The organism is Sporosarcina sp. Y1009 (assembly GCF_057669865.1).
Genome location: NZ_JBYHFO010000011.1, coordinates 63,234 through 79,184, shown reverse-complemented (window position 1 = coordinate 79,184; position 15,951 = coordinate 63,234). Strand labels below are relative to the sequence as shown.

Sequence of the window (15,951 nt, the reverse complement as noted above, 5' to 3'; positions counted from 1 at the left end):
TTTTTTTATTGCTTTTTCTACTGTCAATTCGGGTGCGAATCATACGCTATTTTAGTTGCTTATTGGGGTGTGTTTTTGTATTTTCTCCCCATCAACCGAACCCGTTAGTGATAGCACCGATGCTTTTTCTATGTAACAACTCGTAATCCTCCACTTGTTCTTGCTGGATTTCCAAGTTCATAGCTGATAACTCCCATTCACTATCCACTTCACGGTAAAAGCTCTTTTAATTCATTCTCCAAGTAAGGCGTCGCGTTTAATAAGTTGCGAAACTCTTTATACGTATTGAATTCAACATCTGTCGCTTTACGACCTGTTTGATACGCGCGAATTAAAATGTTTTTCGGCGTATTTTCCATGTCGATGAATTCGAGTAATTGCGCTTCATAACCAACAAGTGACAACAGTTCTACACGGATTGAATCGGTTGCGAGTGCAGAGAAACGCTCTTTAATAAGTCCGTGCTTGAGCATGACGTCTAGCGCTGACGATTTGATCTGACTGAACAGCTCGTGTTGGCAGCAAGGTACGCTCAAAATAACTTTAGCGCCCCATTTAACTGCGCGAGCTAGGGCCATATCCGTCGCAACATCACATGCATGCAGCGTAACGACCATATCCACAGATGTTTCCTCGTTGTACTCATTAATGTCGCCGACAAGAAATTCAAGGTCCTCATAATTAAGGTCTTTTGCGATTAAGCTACATTCCTCGATCACTTCTTTTTTCAGATCAAGCCCCGTGACTTTAATATCCAATCCTTTTTCAATACATAAATAATGATAGAGCGCAAATGTTAAATACGACTTTCCCGAACCGAAATCAAGAATCCGGATGGTCCGATCTGTTGGTAAATGGGCGAGGCTGTCATCGATGAACTCGACGAAGCGGTTAATTTGCCTGAACTTATCGTGATGTTGGTTTCGTACTTTGCCTTCAGCTGTTTGAACGCCAAGTCTGATTAAAAATGGATAAGGTGTATTTTCATCGAGCAAATAATTTTTCTTACGATTATGCGATAAATCTGCCACTTTTTCAGAGGCTGTTTTTTCGGATTTCCACAGCACTTTAAACTTTTTTGAAATTTGGATATGAATTTTCTCGTTAGATAACTCCATATGCACCTGGCGGAATCGCTCCAATAGGTCATTCAATTTAGCTTTCAAGTCGTTAAGTGGAATGTTTTCATGGTTCAAGATACGTTCGTATTGATATTCAAATTGGATATGAAGTTCACCCTGAAGCTCAACAGGTTTAAGGCGAACGCGTTTTAGCTCATCGGACTTCAAGCGCGCCTGGCTAATCGTTCCGCTAATAAACAATCCGCTTGCTAGTTGTTCTGTAAGTGTATTTACTAATTCTTCAAATTGCATGGTTAGTCGCTCCTAATGAAACATTGATGTAATAAGTATTGTACACTAGTTGTTTCGGTTTTGATTGTCCCGCGTCCCGCGCTGATTGTTTCAGTAATTTTTTAATATTCTAGTCAAATTATTCCGATAATGATTGGGAGTTAATTAAAAATGTGGTAAGATTCATTATAGGGTTGGCGTTTTAAATACTGAAGAATATTCGTCATTTTGTTATTCAATTTTCGTAGTAGATCATTTTTTTGACATTAAAAAAGGTGGTTTTTCATGAATTATATGATTAGTTTTATAATAGCTATTTTATTAACATCTCTGTCCTACTTTTTGGGTAGTCGTCTTCTGACAAATGGCATAGCTACCTGGCAAGCTCTAATAATAGGTATTTCCGTTGTTTCATTAGGAGCAATTACTGAGGCACTCGGAGCACCTATATGGCTGATTGTGGTAATACCGTTTCCTGTTGGAATGTTATTGCTCTTTCTATTTTTAAATAAGCCATTGCATACTTGGTTTTTTACTTATTTAACAACATTGATTTTGTACACATTAATACACATTCTAGCAAGCTACTATTTCCATTTTCACTCTTTAATCCCCGCTTGGAAATTATCCTAAACAATCATAATTGTAGGTAGGTTATTGTTATGCAAGTATTTAAATGAGCCCAAATCATATCCGAATTTGGGCTCATTTTATATGTTTAACTGAAAGGGTTAATAGCAATACAGGATGTCCTCTTTTGTTATATCCCACGCCGAAAATCATTCACTTAAATTCAAATCCACGTTTTTTAAGAAACTCTTTCATATGCGTGCGTCGAGGATCCCCTAAAAATGCAGCCATGGAGTCAGACCATGCGGCGTTTTTTTGATTGGAACCGCGGCTCATGTAATAATCATTCATCGTTTTATCATAAGCTGGAATGATATGGTCATATTTGTCGCCGTCATAACTATTCTCGTGAATGATCGCTTCGACTGGAAGTCTTGGTTTCACTTCATTTGCTTCATCTGGCACGCCGATCGTCATCGCATACATTGGCGCGACACCTTCCGGGAGATTTAGTAGTTCGCTAATTTCCTGGGGTGCATTACGCACGCCGCCGATATAACAAATTCCGTAGCCTTTCGATTCAGCTGCAACGGCAATATTCTGTGCAAATAAAGCAACATCCGTCGCCCCGACAAGTAAGTGTTCGGCATAGGAAAAATCGATTTCTTTTCCTAACATTCTTGCGCCTTGTTTCACACGATAAAAATCCATGCACAGGACAAGAACCGCGCCGGCAGATAAAACTTGCCCGGGATTTTTTGACAAACGCGCAAGTTCTTCCCGTGTATCTTTTTCTGTCACATGAATTACAGAATAAGCTTGTACAAAGTTGGAACTTGCAGCATGTTGTCCAGCACGTAAGATTTCATGAAGCTCATCTTTTGATAATGCAACGTCTTTATATTTTCTTACAGAAGCATGACTGGTTAATAATTTAATGGTCAAAAATTTCCCTCCCAATTAATCAATAATTCAAGAGTATCAGACATCATACGTGGTAAACTACTAATAAAGCTTGGGAAGGGTGTGTGGGAGATGAATTGGTTTGTTGAAGGGGTATCGATTACGACGATGATTGTCATCTCGATTCTTGTGATTGTCCCAATTGGAATTGTGATTTTTCTATACTTATTAGACCGTCGCCAAAAGCAACACGCTATTTTAAGAAACTTTCCTATTTTAGGTCGTATGCGTTATATGCTAGAGAAGACCGGACCAGAACTTCGACAATACTTATTCAATGATGACAATGACGGGGAGCCGTTTAATCGAGAAGAGTACTTGCATATGGTCCTCCCAGGCAAATATTTAAATAGTATCATCGGTTTTGGTTCAAAACGCGATTTCAATGAATCAGGTTATTTTATCCGAAATGCGATGTTTACGAAACAGAACGAGGAAATGCGCGTTGATAATGAAACACTGGTTGACACGATGCGCTATCTTGTTGATGAAGACGGGTTATTCGCAAGACGTGAGCATCGTGAGGAGGTTCCTGCGTTGCCATGGTTGTTACCTGAGGAAGATGCAGTGATTATTGGCCGGGATTGCGAACATCCTTTTCACGTACGTAGCTTGCTCGGTCAGTCTGGAATGAGCTATGGATCACTTGGTGAAAATGCAATTACCGCCTTGTCGAAAGGTATCGGGATGGCAAAAGGTGCTTGGATGAACACAGGCGAAGGTGGGTTGTCTAGTCATCATTTAGCTGGAGGCGCTGACATTATCGCGCAAATCGGTTCAGGTCTCTTTGGGTTTAGGACGGAAGAGGGGGAGTTTAGCTGGGAGCGATTACGTGAAAAAGCTGATATACCAGAAGTAAAAGCTTTTGAAATAAAATTAGCCCAAGGTGCAAAGATGCGCGGTGGCCATGTTGAAGGGGAGAAAGTAACGGAAGAAATCGCAGCCATTAGAAACGTCGTCCCTTTTACGACCATTAACAGTCCGAATCGTTTTCATCAATTTGATGACTATCCAACGCTTTTTGAATTCATTGAAAAAATACGTAATCATACAGGAAAACCTGTAGGGATTAAATTGGTCATCGGCGGGAAGCAAGATGCGGAAGAACTTGCTTCATTTATGCATGAAACTGGGTTAGGCCCAGACTTCATTTCCTTGGATGGAGCTGAGGGAGGGTCTGGCGCGACGTATCAAGACCTTGCTGATGGGGTAGGATTGCCACTCCGTTCCGCACTCATTCTACTTGACGATGCGCTTCGAAAATTCGAAGTGCGCGATCATGTGAAAATTATTGCCTCCGGTAAAGTGACAACGCCTGACCGTGCCGCGATTGTCTTAGCGATGGGCGCTGATCTTGTTCAAATTGCGCGTGGTTTTATGATTTCAGTCGGATGTATCATGGCGGAACGTTGCCATACAAATAGTTGTCCGGCAGGTGTTGCGACGACGGATCCCAAATTGCAAAAAGGGCTTGTCGTTGAAGAGAAAAAGTTTCGCGTGACAAACTATATTTTAACGATGCGGGAGGGACTTTTCCGAATCGCAGCAGCAGCAGGACTCGATTCGCCGACGAAGTTTGAAAGAGAACATGTCGTGTACAAAGATGAACGAGGTCGTGTATTTCCAGTGGATTAATATTTAATAGGGGCTGTTTGAGAAGACCGACCGAACTTCTTTTTAGCGGATTTATAGATGTTTTACTGAAAATAATATAGTAGTGAAAAGGTTAAGAAATGAAATGTTTTCTTAGCCTTTTCATTTTACGTACTTATTGGAGTCCCTTTCAATATGAAATTTGACGTCTCTTGTTCGTTTTTGTAGAAACATTCATAAATCTCTACAATCATTTAGAATTTTGTGATAAAATAGAATCACAATTACAAATAAAGATATAGGGGGATTGGCCATGACATTGTTACGAAAAACAGTAGGGGAAATTGTTAAAGAGCAAGCGTCGCTCCATCCTAATCAAGAGGCTTATGTGTATCCTGAACTTGGCATTCGTAAAACTTATAAGGAATTTGACGAGGAAACCGATACACTTGCAAAGGCATTTATTGGAATGGGGATCCAAAAAGGTGACCACGTAGCAATTTGGTCCGACAATAAAAGAGAGTGGTTATTGAGCCAGTTCGCAACAGGGAAAATGGGGGCCATTCTTGTCACGGTAAATACCAATTATCAAGCAGCTGAGCTAGAATATTTATTAAACCAATCAGAAGCGTCGACGCTCATTCTTGATGAGGGCTTTAAAGACACGAGCTATATCGATATTATACGATCGATATGCCCCGAAATTATACATAGTAAGGATGGCATTATTTCAAGTGAAAAACTCCCATTCTTAAAAAGGATTATTCTGATGTCTGATCGCGGTGAAAAAGGCATGTACAATTGGACGGAGTTTCTAGCGCATGCTTATGGTGTATCAGACAATACATTACAAGAGCGTTTGAATGGACTCCATCCTGATGATGTTATTAATATTCAATATACTTCTGGGACAACTGGCTTTCCAAAAGGTGTCATGTTGACACATAATAATGTGGTCAATAACGGAAAACAAATTGGAGATTGTATGAATTTAACCGAACAAGACCGTGTTTGTATACCTGTTCCATTTTTCCATTGCTTCGGGTGTGTGCTAGGGACCCTAGCAGCTGTAACTCATGGTTCGACTATGATACTACTGGAACAATTTAATCCGGAAAAAGTATTAAAAGCAGTACAGGATGAAAAGTGTACAGCGCTACACGGCGTTCCGACGATGTTTATCGCTGAGTTAAATCATCCAAACTTTGAAATGTACGATACTTCTACATTACGCACAGGAATTATGGCCGGATCAACTTGTCCAATTGAAGTCATGCGTCGCGTCGTTCATGATATGGGTGCAAGTGAAATTACGATTTGTTATGGTCAAACGGAATCATCACCTGTCTTTTTACAAACAACAACAGACGACCCAATCGAAAAGAAAGTATCAACGGTCGGAAAGCCGCATCCAAATGTTGAAGTGAAAATTGTTGACCCTGTGACTGAGGTGGAAGTTGAAGTCGGCGAACCTGGAGAACTATGGACGCGAGGATATCATGTTATGAAAGGTTATTATAATAACGAGGAAGCCACGCGTGAGGCGATTAACGAAGAAGGTTGGTTGCGCACAGGAGATTTGGCTATCATGGACGAGGAAGGCTATTACAGTATTACGGGTAGAATTCGTGATATGGTCATTCGCGGCGGTGAAAATATTTATCCGCGCGAAGTGGAAGAGTTTCTATACTCGCATCCTGCGATTGCTGATGTACAAGTTGTCGGTGTGCCTGACCCTAAATACGGGGAGGAATTAATGGCGTGGATAATCCCTAAAGAAGGCGTGGAAATTGATGAAGCATCAGTAAAGGCATTCTGCCAAGGTAAAATCTCATTCCACAAAATTCCGCGTTATATTGAATTTATAGATGAATATCCAATGACTGCGTCGGGCAAGATTATGAAATTTAAATTACAGGAAATGTCAGAGGGGAAAATATAATTGGATACGCGTATTCCTTAAAGTAGGAATACGCGTATTATGCTAAACAGAAAGTTTATTAGGTGAACTGTCTACTTGTTTTTCTTATTCCATTCATGAAAAGGTGCAAGGGAATTCTCGATTTCTATCTGAATGAAAGGAACCTCCCGGTGATTGGGGGCTTTCGTTTGGTCAGAAAAGAATCCGTCAAGTGGATTGTCGAAATTCGCATCATCTTGTGCTTCTGACTTGCTACATGCATAGTAAATATTTCCGACAGTTGACCAATAGGCTGCTCCTAAACACATCGGACATGGTTCACCACTCGCATATAACACGCAATCGGAAAGATCTACTGATGAAAGTGTCTGGCATGCTTCCCGAATAGCGAGTAATTCAGCATGTGCGGAAGGATCATGATTTACGTGAACAAGATTTGTACCAGATCCAATGATTTCGTCGTCCTTCACAATAATTGCTGCGAATGGACCACCACCATTTGCTACATTATCAATTGCCATTTGGACAGTTTGAGCAAGCCATTTAGTATGTCCCATTAACAAAAACCTCCTTGTCGTTTCCTGTATATTTCCCGGGGAATTTAGGGGGAATATAGAATAGTTGTCTATCAGTGTACTATATTTTCAAATGAAATACTTAGTTGGGAGTGAGAGCAATTAAACTTGATCATGTTGTTTACTTTACAGAAAAGCCGCCTAAGATGATTATAGAGGAACAAAAAGAAATGGGTTGGCATACAGTTATTGGTGGAAGTCATGAGAAATGGGGTACACATAATGCACTTATGTATATGAAAAATGCTTATATCGAATGGCTGTCAGTTGAAAATAAACAAATCGCAGAAAAATCGGGACACCAATTGGTTGAATTATTACTAGAAGATGTTCGAGAGGGTGAAGGTTGGGGGACGATGTGCCTTTCTGTTAATCGACTTGAAACCTTTAATGAGAAGATTCGTGCAGCGGGTTATCAGACTTCTGGAGTTATACAAGCTGAAAGAAAAACAGTGAATGGAAATATACGAAAGTGGCAAATGCTCTTTGTAAATCAAAAGCCTTCAGAAAATCTACCGTTTCCTTTTTTCATCGAATGGGAAAAAGGTGAAACAGAACGATATAATGAGCTTCGAACAGAGGGAACGATTTTATCAGATAATGAGAAGTTAGCAATTACAGAATGCGTTTTAAGTGTGAAAGACCCGGTCGTGGCTATAAATGAATGGTCAAAGTTATTATCTATTACGCCTTCTGGAAATACACTAAAGTTACCAAATGCTAAGTTGAAATTCGTAGGAATCGAATCGGATGTCAACAAGGAAAGATTGGTTGAAGTTGTCGTAGAGCATATATGAGCGACTGTTACCATTCCCTTCGTTTGCCTGTAAAAATTTGAATATGCTAAAATGAGGTTAGTTGGTCGTTGAAGGGAGTCGTTTTCTTGGAAATATTAATTGAACGTGCTGTACTAGTTGGTGTAAAAGTTCAAACTGATGATCATTTTGAATACTCAATGGAAGAACTCGGAAATCTGGCTGAAGCAATTGATGTCGAAGTTGTCGGCACAGTTGTTCAAAATATGGAACGGGTGAATCCTTCTCATTATGTTGGAACTGGGAAAATAAATGAGATTAAAAGTTATTTCGAGGAAACTGATGCGAACTTAATTATTTTCAATGATGAGTTATCGCCTTCGCAAATTCGGAATTTAGAAAACGGTCTTGACTGTAAAGTGATAGACCGAACCATGCTGATTCTTGACATCTTTGCAAGACGAGCGCGTTCTAGAGAGTCGAGAATGCAAGTGGATCTAGCGCAATTGCAATATATGTTACCACGTCTTGTGGGTCTTCGTGCATCACTGGGAAGGCAAGGCGGTGGAACGGGCGGTGGTTTTCAAAACAAAGGCGCAGGGGAGACGAAACTCGAACTTGATCGAAGAGTGATTGAAGATCAAATCGCTAAGTTGAAACGGGAATTAGAAAGTGTTGGGGCGCAGCGAAAAACACAGCGAAAACAACGTAGACGAAGTGGTTTACCTGTCGTTTCGCTCGTTGGTTACACAAATGCAGGGAAGTCTACACTCATGAACGCACTTCTTGAGAAGATGGATGCGGCTGAGGAGAAACAAGTATTTGAAAAAGATATGTTATTTGCAACGCTAGATACTTCAGTAAGACAAGTTAAGTTAAATGGAAATAAAGCCTTTCTGTTAACAGACACTGTTGGTTTTGTTGGAAAACTCCCGCATAATTTAGTCAAAGCGTTCCGTTCGACGCTAGAGGAAGCAAGGGATGCTGATCTTCTGCTTCAAGTGGTGGACGTTTCGCACCCTGAATATAGATTCATGATGGAAGTTACAGAACAAACACTGAATGACGTAGGTGTAGAAAATGTGCCAGCAATTAATGTGTTCAATAAATCAGATTTAGCAGAAGTTAACTATCCATATATAAGTGAAAATAATGTGTGGTTATCTGCAAAAGATGGACAAGGGCTCGAAGAACTTGTTGATTTGATTAAGAAACATGTTTTTGATAAATACATTACTTGTAAATTGATGATTCCCTTTGACAGAGGTGATATTGTTGCCTATTTAAATGATAAGGCAAATGTAAAAAGCACATCCTATGATGAAGAAGGAACTATTATGACAGTTGAAATGTTAGCTTATGATCGTGAACGGTTCGAGGAATTTGTAACGAGTTATTAAAAGGGAAAATGCACCGCGGTGGACCTGGGATGGTCACTTGCGGTGCATTTTTTGAGAAAGGGGGATGAACTTATCCTATCCAGAAAATCAAATCTTAAACTTTTTGAAATTGAATATTATGCAGATGGGCAAAAATCCCGTCCTTGTCAAGCAATTCCTTATAGGTTCCGTCCTCTGCAATCCCATCTTCAGTGACAACAATGACGCGGTTTGCATCGCGAATGGTTGCAAGTCGATGTGCAATTACGAGGGTCGTCCTATTTTCAGCCAGCTCATTAAGCGACTGTTGAATAATCCGCTCAGTTTCTGTATCAAGTGCAGAAGTCGCCTCATCTAAAATTAGAATAGGAGGATTTTTCAGGAACATACGGGCAATGGCAAGTCTTTGTTTTTGACCACCGGAAAGCTTAAGTCCACGTTCACCAATTTGCGTTTCGTATCCTTTAGGTAAAGATGCAATATAATCCTCCAGATGTGCTTTTCGCGCTGCCTCATAAATTTTTTCATCCGAAGCTTCTAGGTCTCCATAAGCAATGTTTTCTTTAATTGTACCTGTAAATAGGAAGACATCTTGTTGAACAATCCCTATTTGAGCGCGTAATGATTTTTGTGTCATTTCGCGAATATCAATGCCATCTATTGAAATAGAGCCTGCGGACACATCATAAAATCTAGGGATTAATGAACAGATTGTTGTTTTACCCGCACCAGAAGGTCCAACGAAGGCAACAGTTTGACCATTTTGTATGCTTAAGTTAACACCGTCGAGAACAACTTTCGTGTTGTCATATTTAAAGGAAACATCTTTAAAGTCGATATCACCGCTTAAATGATCAACAGTAATGGCGTTTGTCTGATCTTCGATTTCAGGTTCTTGATCGAGTAAGTCTCGGAATCGTCTAAAACCGGCCATTCCTTTTGGATAAAGTTCAAGTAATGCACTAATTTTATCAACAGGTTTAATAAGAATATTAACAAACAGGATAAATCCAACAAGTTCACCGTATGTTAATTTTCCGTTGAAGGAAAACCATGCGCCGACAACGAGTACGACAAGCGTCATTAACCTGGTCATCATGTACATACTAGAATGAGTCCAGGCCATTACTTTATAGGCGACAAGTTTGGCGATTCGGAAATTCCCATTATCCTTTTCAAAACGTGCAATTTCAAAATTTTCGTTTGTGAAAGATTGAACAACACGTGCGCCTGAAACGCTATCCTCAACACGTGCATTTACATCAGCAATTTTACCGTACATATTGGTCCATGCTTTATTCATTTGAATATTACAGAATGTAACGAGCACGACAAGAAGCGGCACGATAACGATTGCAATAATTGCTAGCTCTGGATTGATATTATACATAAGAATAAATGCGCCGACTAAAGTCATTATCGCGATAAACAAATCCTCTGGTCCATGATGGGCAAGTTCACCAATGTCGAATAGGTCGTTCGTGATCCGACTCATAATATGGCCGGTTTTTGTATTATCAAAAAATCTAAATGATTGGCGTTGTACATGATTGAAAAGTTGTTGTCGCATATCCGTTTCAATATTAATACCAAGTTTATGACCCAAATAACTGACGATATATTGAAGGAACGTACTTACTACATACACCATAAGTAATAAAATACTAACTGTAACAATTCTGCCCCAATCTCCACTTGGAAGTAAAACGTCGATAAACCATTGAACTGCCAAAGGGAATGCGAGTTCGAGTAAAGCGACAAAAACAGCACTTGAAAAGTCAACAATAAATAACCGTTTATGGGGTTTATAATACGAGAAAAACTGTTTTAACATAATGCGAATGCCTCCTTCTTCACTAAAAGTTAGTATAGCGGATATTCCTCGTTAAAACGACATATAAATTCGGTATTCGAAATATATGACATAAAAAAACTTACTTAGCAGATGCTAAATAAGTTAGAAATAACTATTTACATTGTTTTCAGTATAGACTGTAGCAGAATCTAATTGATAATCATTTTCAATTATAATTGACTTCAATTTCAACGGTGCTATAATAAAGATTGAGCCTAATTGATAATGGTTTTCAGTAGTTTATTCTCAATTAGATTCAAATAATCGATATCGAGGCTATCCATGAAGAAACGTTATTTGATAATCGCGCTAATTGCATTTTCATTCCTATCATTGTTTGTAGGAGTGAGCCGTATTACACCGATGAGTCTACTGGATTTCAAATCGGAAGAGACTGAAATATTCTTAATTAGTCGTTTGCCAAGACTTGTTGCCATTCTCCTAGCGGGCGCTGGGATGAGTATTGCGGGTCTTATTATGCAACAACTAAGTAGAAATAAGTTTGTTTCACCGACTACGGCTGGAACGCTAGATGCTACACGGCTCGGGATTCTTGTCTCGATGTTACTGTTTGCGAATGCTTCCACTATAGAGAAAATGATTGTCGCATTTGCATTTGCGCTCGCCGGCACGCTATTGTTCATGCAAATTCTTGATCGAATAAAGTTCAAGGATGCGATTTTTATTCCACTCGTAGGGCTCATGTTCGGAAGTATACTGTCATCTCTGACAACGTTTTTTGCTTATCGGGCAGACGTTATTCAGAACATGTCGGCATGGTTGCAAGGCGATTTTTCAATGATCATGAAAGGACGCTTCGAACTACTCTATATAAGTATACCTGTCCTGATTATAGCATATATCTATGCAAATAGATTTACTGTTGCAGGAATGGGAGAAGATTTTTCAAAGAATCTTGGACTTGCTTATAGACGAGTTGTAAATATCGGACTAATTCTTGTTGCACTAATCACGACAACAGTCGTTTTGACAGTTGGGATGATTCCCTTTCTGGGACTTATCATTCCAAATATAGTCTCTATTTTTCAAGGAGACAACTTGCGGAAGACGTTACCGCATACGGCATTACTAGGCGCGATATTCCTGCTAGTTTGTGATATTTTAGGTCGGGTACTCATTTTTCCGTATGAAATTTCAATCAGCTTAATGGTAGGCGTCATCGGTAGTGCTATATTCCTCTATTTATTGTTTAGGGGGAAAGCATATGCGTAATTCTACGAAAATGATTATTTTAAGTGCTTTGGCATTGTTCTTCTGTGGATTGTACTTGTTTCAAGGATTAAATGGTAGTTTTGATTACGCACTGCCGCGGCGTGGGATTAAAGTTCTCGCAATGGCTCTTACAGGTGTCGCAATTGCTTATTCAACCATCATCTTCCAAACGATTACACACAATCGAATTTTGACGCCAAGTATTATGGGATTCGATTCACTATACATACTCCTCCAAACAGTCGTAATTTTTTTCTTGGGGTCGAGTCATGTCACGATTGTCAATAAGCATGTAAACTTTTTCTTATCAGTATCAGCAATGATTGTATTTGCACTTCTTTTATACCGATTTTTGTTTAAATCTGGTAAAAGACCAATCTATTTTTTATTGCTTGTGGGAATTATCGTAGGAACATTCTTCGGAAGTATCTCAACATTTCTCCAAGTTTTGATTGACCCAAATGAGTTTATGCTAGTGCAAGATAAAATGTTTGCGAGTTTTAATAATGTAAGTGGTGAACTTGTTTGGTGGGCGCTTGGGATAATTGTCATCTCATTGTTCATTGGATGGCGGTCGATCAATGATTTGGACGTTATGTCGCTTGGAAGAGATGCTGCTGTCAACTTAGGTGTTTCTTATGACAAAGTTGTTAAGAAATCACTTATTATCTCATCAGTATTAATTGCTGTTTCAACTGCGCTTGTTGGTCCAATTACTTTTTTTGGTTTAATCGTAGCAAATTTATCTTATCAATTCTTTAAAACATATAAGCATTCTGTGCTCGTCGTCGGTGCATCAATTATGAGTGTCTTTGCACTCGTTGGTGGCCAATGGGTAGTAGAACGCGTATTCACATTCTCGACGACATTAAGTGTCATTATTAACTTCGTTGGGGGAGTTTACTTCATTTACTTACTACTAAAGGAGAGTCGATCAACATGATTCAAGTTCGTGAGCTATCGAAGTTTTACGGGAAAAAAGCAGTCGTTGAAAAAGTGAGTGTGAATATACATCCCGGAAAAATTACGTCATTTATCGGGCCGAATGGTGCTGGGAAATCAACCCTCCTTTCGATGGTAAGTCGTCTTCTAGACGCAGACACTGGAGAAGTGCTAGTCGATAAAGAAAATGTGAAAAAAATGAAGTCCAATGATTTTTCAAAACGTGTTTCAATATTAAAACAATCGAATTTCATGAATGTTCGTTTGACCATACGTGAACTCGTTTCATTCGGTAGATATCCCTACTCAAGAGGCAGATTGACTGCAGAAGATCTTCGCATAGTCGACCAGGCTTTGGAGTACATGGATTTAATGGAAATGCAGCACAAGTATATGGAAGAACTTTCAGGCGGGCAAAGCCAACGTGCATTCATTGCAATGGTAATTGCACAAGATACTGATTATATTTTATTGGATGAACCACTCAATAACTTGGATATGAAGCACTCGGTTCAGATTATGAAAATACTACGTAGACTTGTTGATGACCTCGGAAAAACGGTCATAATTGTCTTGCATGACATTAACTTTGCATCCGTATATTCTGATCGAATTGTTGCGCTTAAAAACGGCCGTATCATCAAAGACGGACCGACCAACGATATTATTAACTCAGATTCACTGAAAGAAATCTATGATATGGATATCCCGATTAAGCAATTGAACAACTGTCGGATTTGTGTGTACTTTAACTCATAAAAATTAAAGGATGGTAACTTATAATGAAAAAATTATCGATAGCAGTTATGATGTTTGCTTTAATGGCTTTTCTTGTAGCTTGTGGAAATGATACTGATGAGGCTGATACAACTGGATCAACAGGTAACGAAACTGAAACTAAAGTGATTGAAATTACACATGAATTAGATAAAACACCTGTAGAAGTGAAGAAAAACCCTGAAAAAGTTATTGTTTTTGACTTTGGTATTCTAGATACACTAGATGAGCTTGGTGTTGAAGTATCGGGCGTTCCACAAAAAAACGTACCTTCATACTTATCTAAATATGAAGATAAAAAATATGAAAATGTTGGTGGCCTTAAAGAGCCAGATTTAGAAAAAATTCACTCCATGAAACCAGATGTTATCTTCATTTCTGCTCGTCAAGCTGATATGTATGAGGAGTTAAGCGAAATTGCACCAACAGTTTATGTAGGCCTTGATACCGCACACTATATGGAGTCATTTAAAAGAAATATGAATATGGTTGCAGAAATCTTTGATAAAGAAGCTGAAATGACTGCGGAACTTGCTGATATCGATGAGAAGATAGCGGCAGTTAAAGAAAAATCAGAAGCTTCAGATGCAAAAGCACTGATTGTTCTTGGAAATGAAGGAAAAGTGAGTGCTTATGGACCAAATTCACGTTTTGGTATCATTCATGATGTATTTGGTTTTAAAACAGCAGATGATAAAATTGAAGTATCTACACATGGTCAAAGTATTACATTTGAATATATTCTAGAAACAAATCCAGACGTTCTATTCGTAATTGACCGCGATGCAGCAATTGGTGGAGAAGCAAGCGCGAAAGATTCAATCGAAAATGATCTAGTTAAAAAGACAACAGCATTTCAAGAAGAGGCAATTTACTACTTAGATCCTAACTACTGGTACCTATCTGGTGGCGGACTTCTATCCATCAAAGAAATGATCAAAGAAATCGAAGCAAGTTTCTAATCGCTAATATGCACAAGGAGAATCGACCGTAATCAGGTCGATTCTTTTTTTATATTGTTTTGAAGTGGGGTATGCTGTTCTTGGAAGGATATTATACGCTGAAAAAAGGAGCAAGAATTGCAAGAAGTTTTACACATATGAATCTCATGGCATACAATAGCATTAACGAAATAGTAGAAAGAAGATGTGTGTATGGATGGAAATGTGCTTTTTGCATTCGCGTTAACCTTGTTTGCAGGCCTTGCCACGGGTATTGGTAGCTTGCTCGCCTTTTTTACAAAGAGAACAAATACGAAGTTCTTATCGGTTGCGCTGGGATTTTCAGCGGGTGTAATGATTTATGTCTCATTGGTTGAAATATTTGTTAAAGCAAAAGCAGAACTTGTACTTGAACTTGGCGTAAAAAATGGCTATTGGATGACCATTGCTGGATTTTTCGGGGGTATGCTATTAATCGCACTTATTGATCATTTTATTCCAGCAATCGGAAATCCCCATGATGTGAAAAGCGTTGAGGATGTTAATGCAGGACCGACGAATGATGAGTATGCAAAATTGAAGAAAATGGGTATGTTTACAGCATTAGCAATTGCCATTCATAATTTTCCGGAAGGGATTGCGACATTTACTTCAGCTTTGCAGGACCCCGCACTTGGTGTAGCCATTGCAATTGCAGTGGCCATTCACAATATTCCGGAAGGGATTGCAGTTGCGATTCCAATTTATTATGCAACTGGTAATCGAAAACAAGCATTCAAGCTTTCATTTCTTTCAGGACTGGCTGAACCAGTTGGGGCAGTTGTTGCTTATCTTGTTCTTATGCCGTATTTAAATGGTATTATGTTCGGCGTTATTTTTGCTGCGGTTGCAGGGATTATGGTGTTCATATCCATTGACGAACTATTACCTGCTGCTAAGAAGTACGACGAAGCCCATTCATCAATTTACGGAATGATTGCCGGCATGGCGGTTATGGCAGTAAGTCTTGTCTTAATCGCTTAAAAAAACCTTTGTGTTCGCCTATTTCATGGGGTATAATGACATGTGTCAAGACACCTGAATATAAACACGGGG

The 15,951-nt window shown here is 39.2% G+C and carries 14 protein-coding genes; 10 read left to right on the top strand and 4 right to left on the bottom strand.

Going from position 1 to position 15,951, the window contains the following annotated elements:
- Positions 1–209: 209 nt before the first annotated feature.
- Positions 210–1,373, bottom strand: coding sequence for a class I SAM-dependent methyltransferase (locus tag AC25Y1_RS13740; protein ID WP_488148561.1), 1,164 nt, complete (start codon positions 1,371–1,373; stop codon positions 210–212).
- A gap of 264 nt (positions 1,374–1,637) precedes the next feature.
- Between AC25Y1_RS13740 and AC25Y1_RS13735 the strand changes: the two genes are divergently transcribed.
- Entirely contained in the window at positions 1,638–1,985 is a 348-nt protein-coding gene (locus AC25Y1_RS13735) for a hypothetical protein (RefSeq protein WP_488148560.1), read from the top strand.
- A 150-nt stretch (positions 1,986–2,135) separates the two neighbouring features.
- On the opposite strand, the gene nfsA is transcribed toward AC25Y1_RS13735, so the two are convergent.
- Positions 2,136–2,867, bottom strand: coding sequence for an oxygen-insensitive NADPH nitroreductase (gene nfsA, locus AC25Y1_RS13730; RefSeq protein ID WP_488148559.1), 732 nt, complete (start codon positions 2,865–2,867; stop codon positions 2,136–2,138).
- A gap of 90 nt (positions 2,868–2,957) precedes the next feature.
- On the opposite strand from nfsA, the gene AC25Y1_RS13725 reads away from it, so the two are divergent.
- The gene (locus AC25Y1_RS13725) at positions 2,958–4,520 is read left to right on the top strand and encodes an FMN-binding glutamate synthase family protein (protein WP_488148558.1); all 1,563 of its coding nucleotides are present in this window, start codon (positions 2,958–2,960) and stop codon (positions 4,518–4,520) included.
- A 271-nt stretch (positions 4,521–4,791) separates the two neighbouring features.
- A complete protein-coding gene (locus tag AC25Y1_RS13720; protein WP_488148557.1) occupies positions 4,792–6,420 on the top strand; it encodes an AMP-binding protein in 1,629 nt (542 codons plus the stop codon).
- A gap of 71 nt (positions 6,421–6,491) precedes the next feature.
- Here the strand turns inward: AC25Y1_RS13720 and AC25Y1_RS13715 are convergent, their stop codons facing one another.
- Complete coding sequence (locus AC25Y1_RS13715) at positions 6,492–6,956, bottom strand: nucleoside deaminase (protein ID WP_488148556.1); 465 nt, start codon at positions 6,954–6,956, stop codon at positions 6,492–6,494.
- 110 nt (positions 6,957–7,066) lie between these two features.
- On the opposite strand from AC25Y1_RS13715, the gene AC25Y1_RS13710 reads away from it, so the two are divergent.
- Together AC25Y1_RS13710 and hflX are read left to right on the top strand one after the other, a co-directional pair.
- Positions 7,067–7,771: a VOC family protein gene (locus tag AC25Y1_RS13710; RefSeq protein WP_488148555.1), complete on the top strand. Its 705-nt coding sequence runs from the start codon at positions 7,067–7,069 to the stop codon at positions 7,769–7,771.
- Positions 7,772–7,857: 86 nt separating this feature from the next.
- A complete protein-coding gene (gene hflX / locus AC25Y1_RS13705; RefSeq protein WP_488148554.1) occupies positions 7,858–9,129 on the top strand; it encodes a GTPase HflX in 1,272 nt (423 codons plus the stop codon).
- Positions 9,130–9,223: 94 nt separating this feature from the next.
- Here hflX and AC25Y1_RS13700 read toward each other — a convergent pair whose 3' ends face one another.
- On the bottom strand, positions 9,224–10,942 hold the full coding sequence (locus AC25Y1_RS13700) for an ABC transporter ATP-binding protein (RefSeq protein ID WP_488148553.1): 1,719 nt from the start codon (positions 10,940–10,942) through the stop codon (positions 9,224–9,226).
- Between the two features lie 303 nt (positions 10,943–11,245).
- Here AC25Y1_RS13700 and AC25Y1_RS13695 point away from each other — a divergent pair, with 303 nt between their 5' ends.
- The 5 genes from AC25Y1_RS13695 to zupT all read left to right on the top strand — a co-directional run bounded on the left by AC25Y1_RS13695 (position 11,246) and on the right by zupT (position 15,879).
- Positions 11,246–12,196 carry an ABC transporter permease gene (locus AC25Y1_RS13695; RefSeq protein ID WP_488148552.1) on the top strand — a complete coding sequence of 317 codons (951 nt, stop codon included), beginning with the start codon at positions 11,246–11,248 and terminating at the stop codon, positions 12,194–12,196.
- On the top strand, positions 12,189–13,139 hold the full coding sequence (locus AC25Y1_RS13690) for an iron chelate uptake ABC transporter family permease subunit (RefSeq protein WP_488148551.1): 951 nt from the start codon (positions 12,189–12,191) through the stop codon (positions 13,137–13,139). The genes AC25Y1_RS13695 and AC25Y1_RS13690 overlap by 8 nt, the downstream gene beginning before the upstream one ends.
- The gene (locus AC25Y1_RS13685; protein WP_488148550.1) at positions 13,136–13,897 is read left to right on the top strand and encodes an iron ABC transporter ATP-binding protein; all 762 of its coding nucleotides are present in this window, start codon (positions 13,136–13,138) and stop codon (positions 13,895–13,897) included. The genes AC25Y1_RS13690 and AC25Y1_RS13685 overlap by 4 nt, the downstream gene beginning before the upstream one ends.
- 23 nt (positions 13,898–13,920) lie before the next feature.
- On the top strand, positions 13,921–14,877 hold the full coding sequence (locus AC25Y1_RS13680) for a siderophore ABC transporter substrate-binding protein (RefSeq protein WP_488148549.1): 957 nt from the start codon (positions 13,921–13,923) through the stop codon (positions 14,875–14,877).
- 192 nt (positions 14,878–15,069) lie between these two features.
- Positions 15,070–15,879 carry a zinc transporter ZupT gene (gene zupT, locus AC25Y1_RS13675; protein ID WP_488148548.1) on the top strand — a complete coding sequence of 270 codons (810 nt, stop codon included), beginning with the start codon at positions 15,070–15,072 and terminating at the stop codon, positions 15,877–15,879.
- Positions 15,880–15,951 lie beyond the last annotated feature (72 nt).

Bases quoted from the DNA above. Each gene is read 5' to 3' on its own strand.
- AC25Y1_RS13720 (WP_488148557.1), top strand. From the start codon at position 4,792: ATGACATTGTTACGAAAAACAGTAGGGGAAATTGTTAAAGAGCAAGCG.
- AC25Y1_RS13690 (WP_488148551.1), top strand. From the start codon at position 12,189: ATGCGTAATTCTACGAAAATGATTATTTTAAGTGCTTTGGCATTGTTC.
- AC25Y1_RS13725 (WP_488148558.1), top strand. From the start codon at position 2,958: ATGAATTGGTTTGTTGAAGGGGTATCGATTACGACGATGATTGTCATC.
- AC25Y1_RS13680 (WP_488148549.1), top strand. From the start codon at position 13,921: ATGAAAAAATTATCGATAGCAGTTATGATGTTTGCTTTAATGGCTTTT.
- AC25Y1_RS13695 (WP_488148552.1), top strand. From the start codon at position 11,246: ATGAAGAAACGTTATTTGATAATCGCGCTAATTGCATTTTCATTCCTA.
- AC25Y1_RS13740 (WP_488148561.1), bottom strand. From the start codon at position 1,373: ATGCAATTTGAAGAATTAGTAAATACACTTACAGAACAACTAGCAAGC.
- AC25Y1_RS13685 (WP_488148550.1), top strand. From the start codon at position 13,136: ATGATTCAAGTTCGTGAGCTATCGAAGTTTTACGGGAAAAAAGCAGTC.
- AC25Y1_RS13735 (WP_488148560.1), top strand. From the start codon at position 1,638: ATGAATTATATGATTAGTTTTATAATAGCTATTTTATTAACATCTCTG.
- zupT (WP_488148548.1), top strand. From the start codon at position 15,070: ATGGATGGAAATGTGCTTTTTGCATTCGCGTTAACCTTGTTTGCAGGC.
- AC25Y1_RS13715 (WP_488148556.1), bottom strand. From the start codon at position 6,956: ATGGGACATACTAAATGGCTTGCTCAAACTGTCCAAATGGCAATTGAT.
- AC25Y1_RS13700 (WP_488148553.1), bottom strand. From the start codon at position 10,942: ATGTTAAAACAGTTTTTCTCGTATTATAAACCCCATAAACGGTTATTT.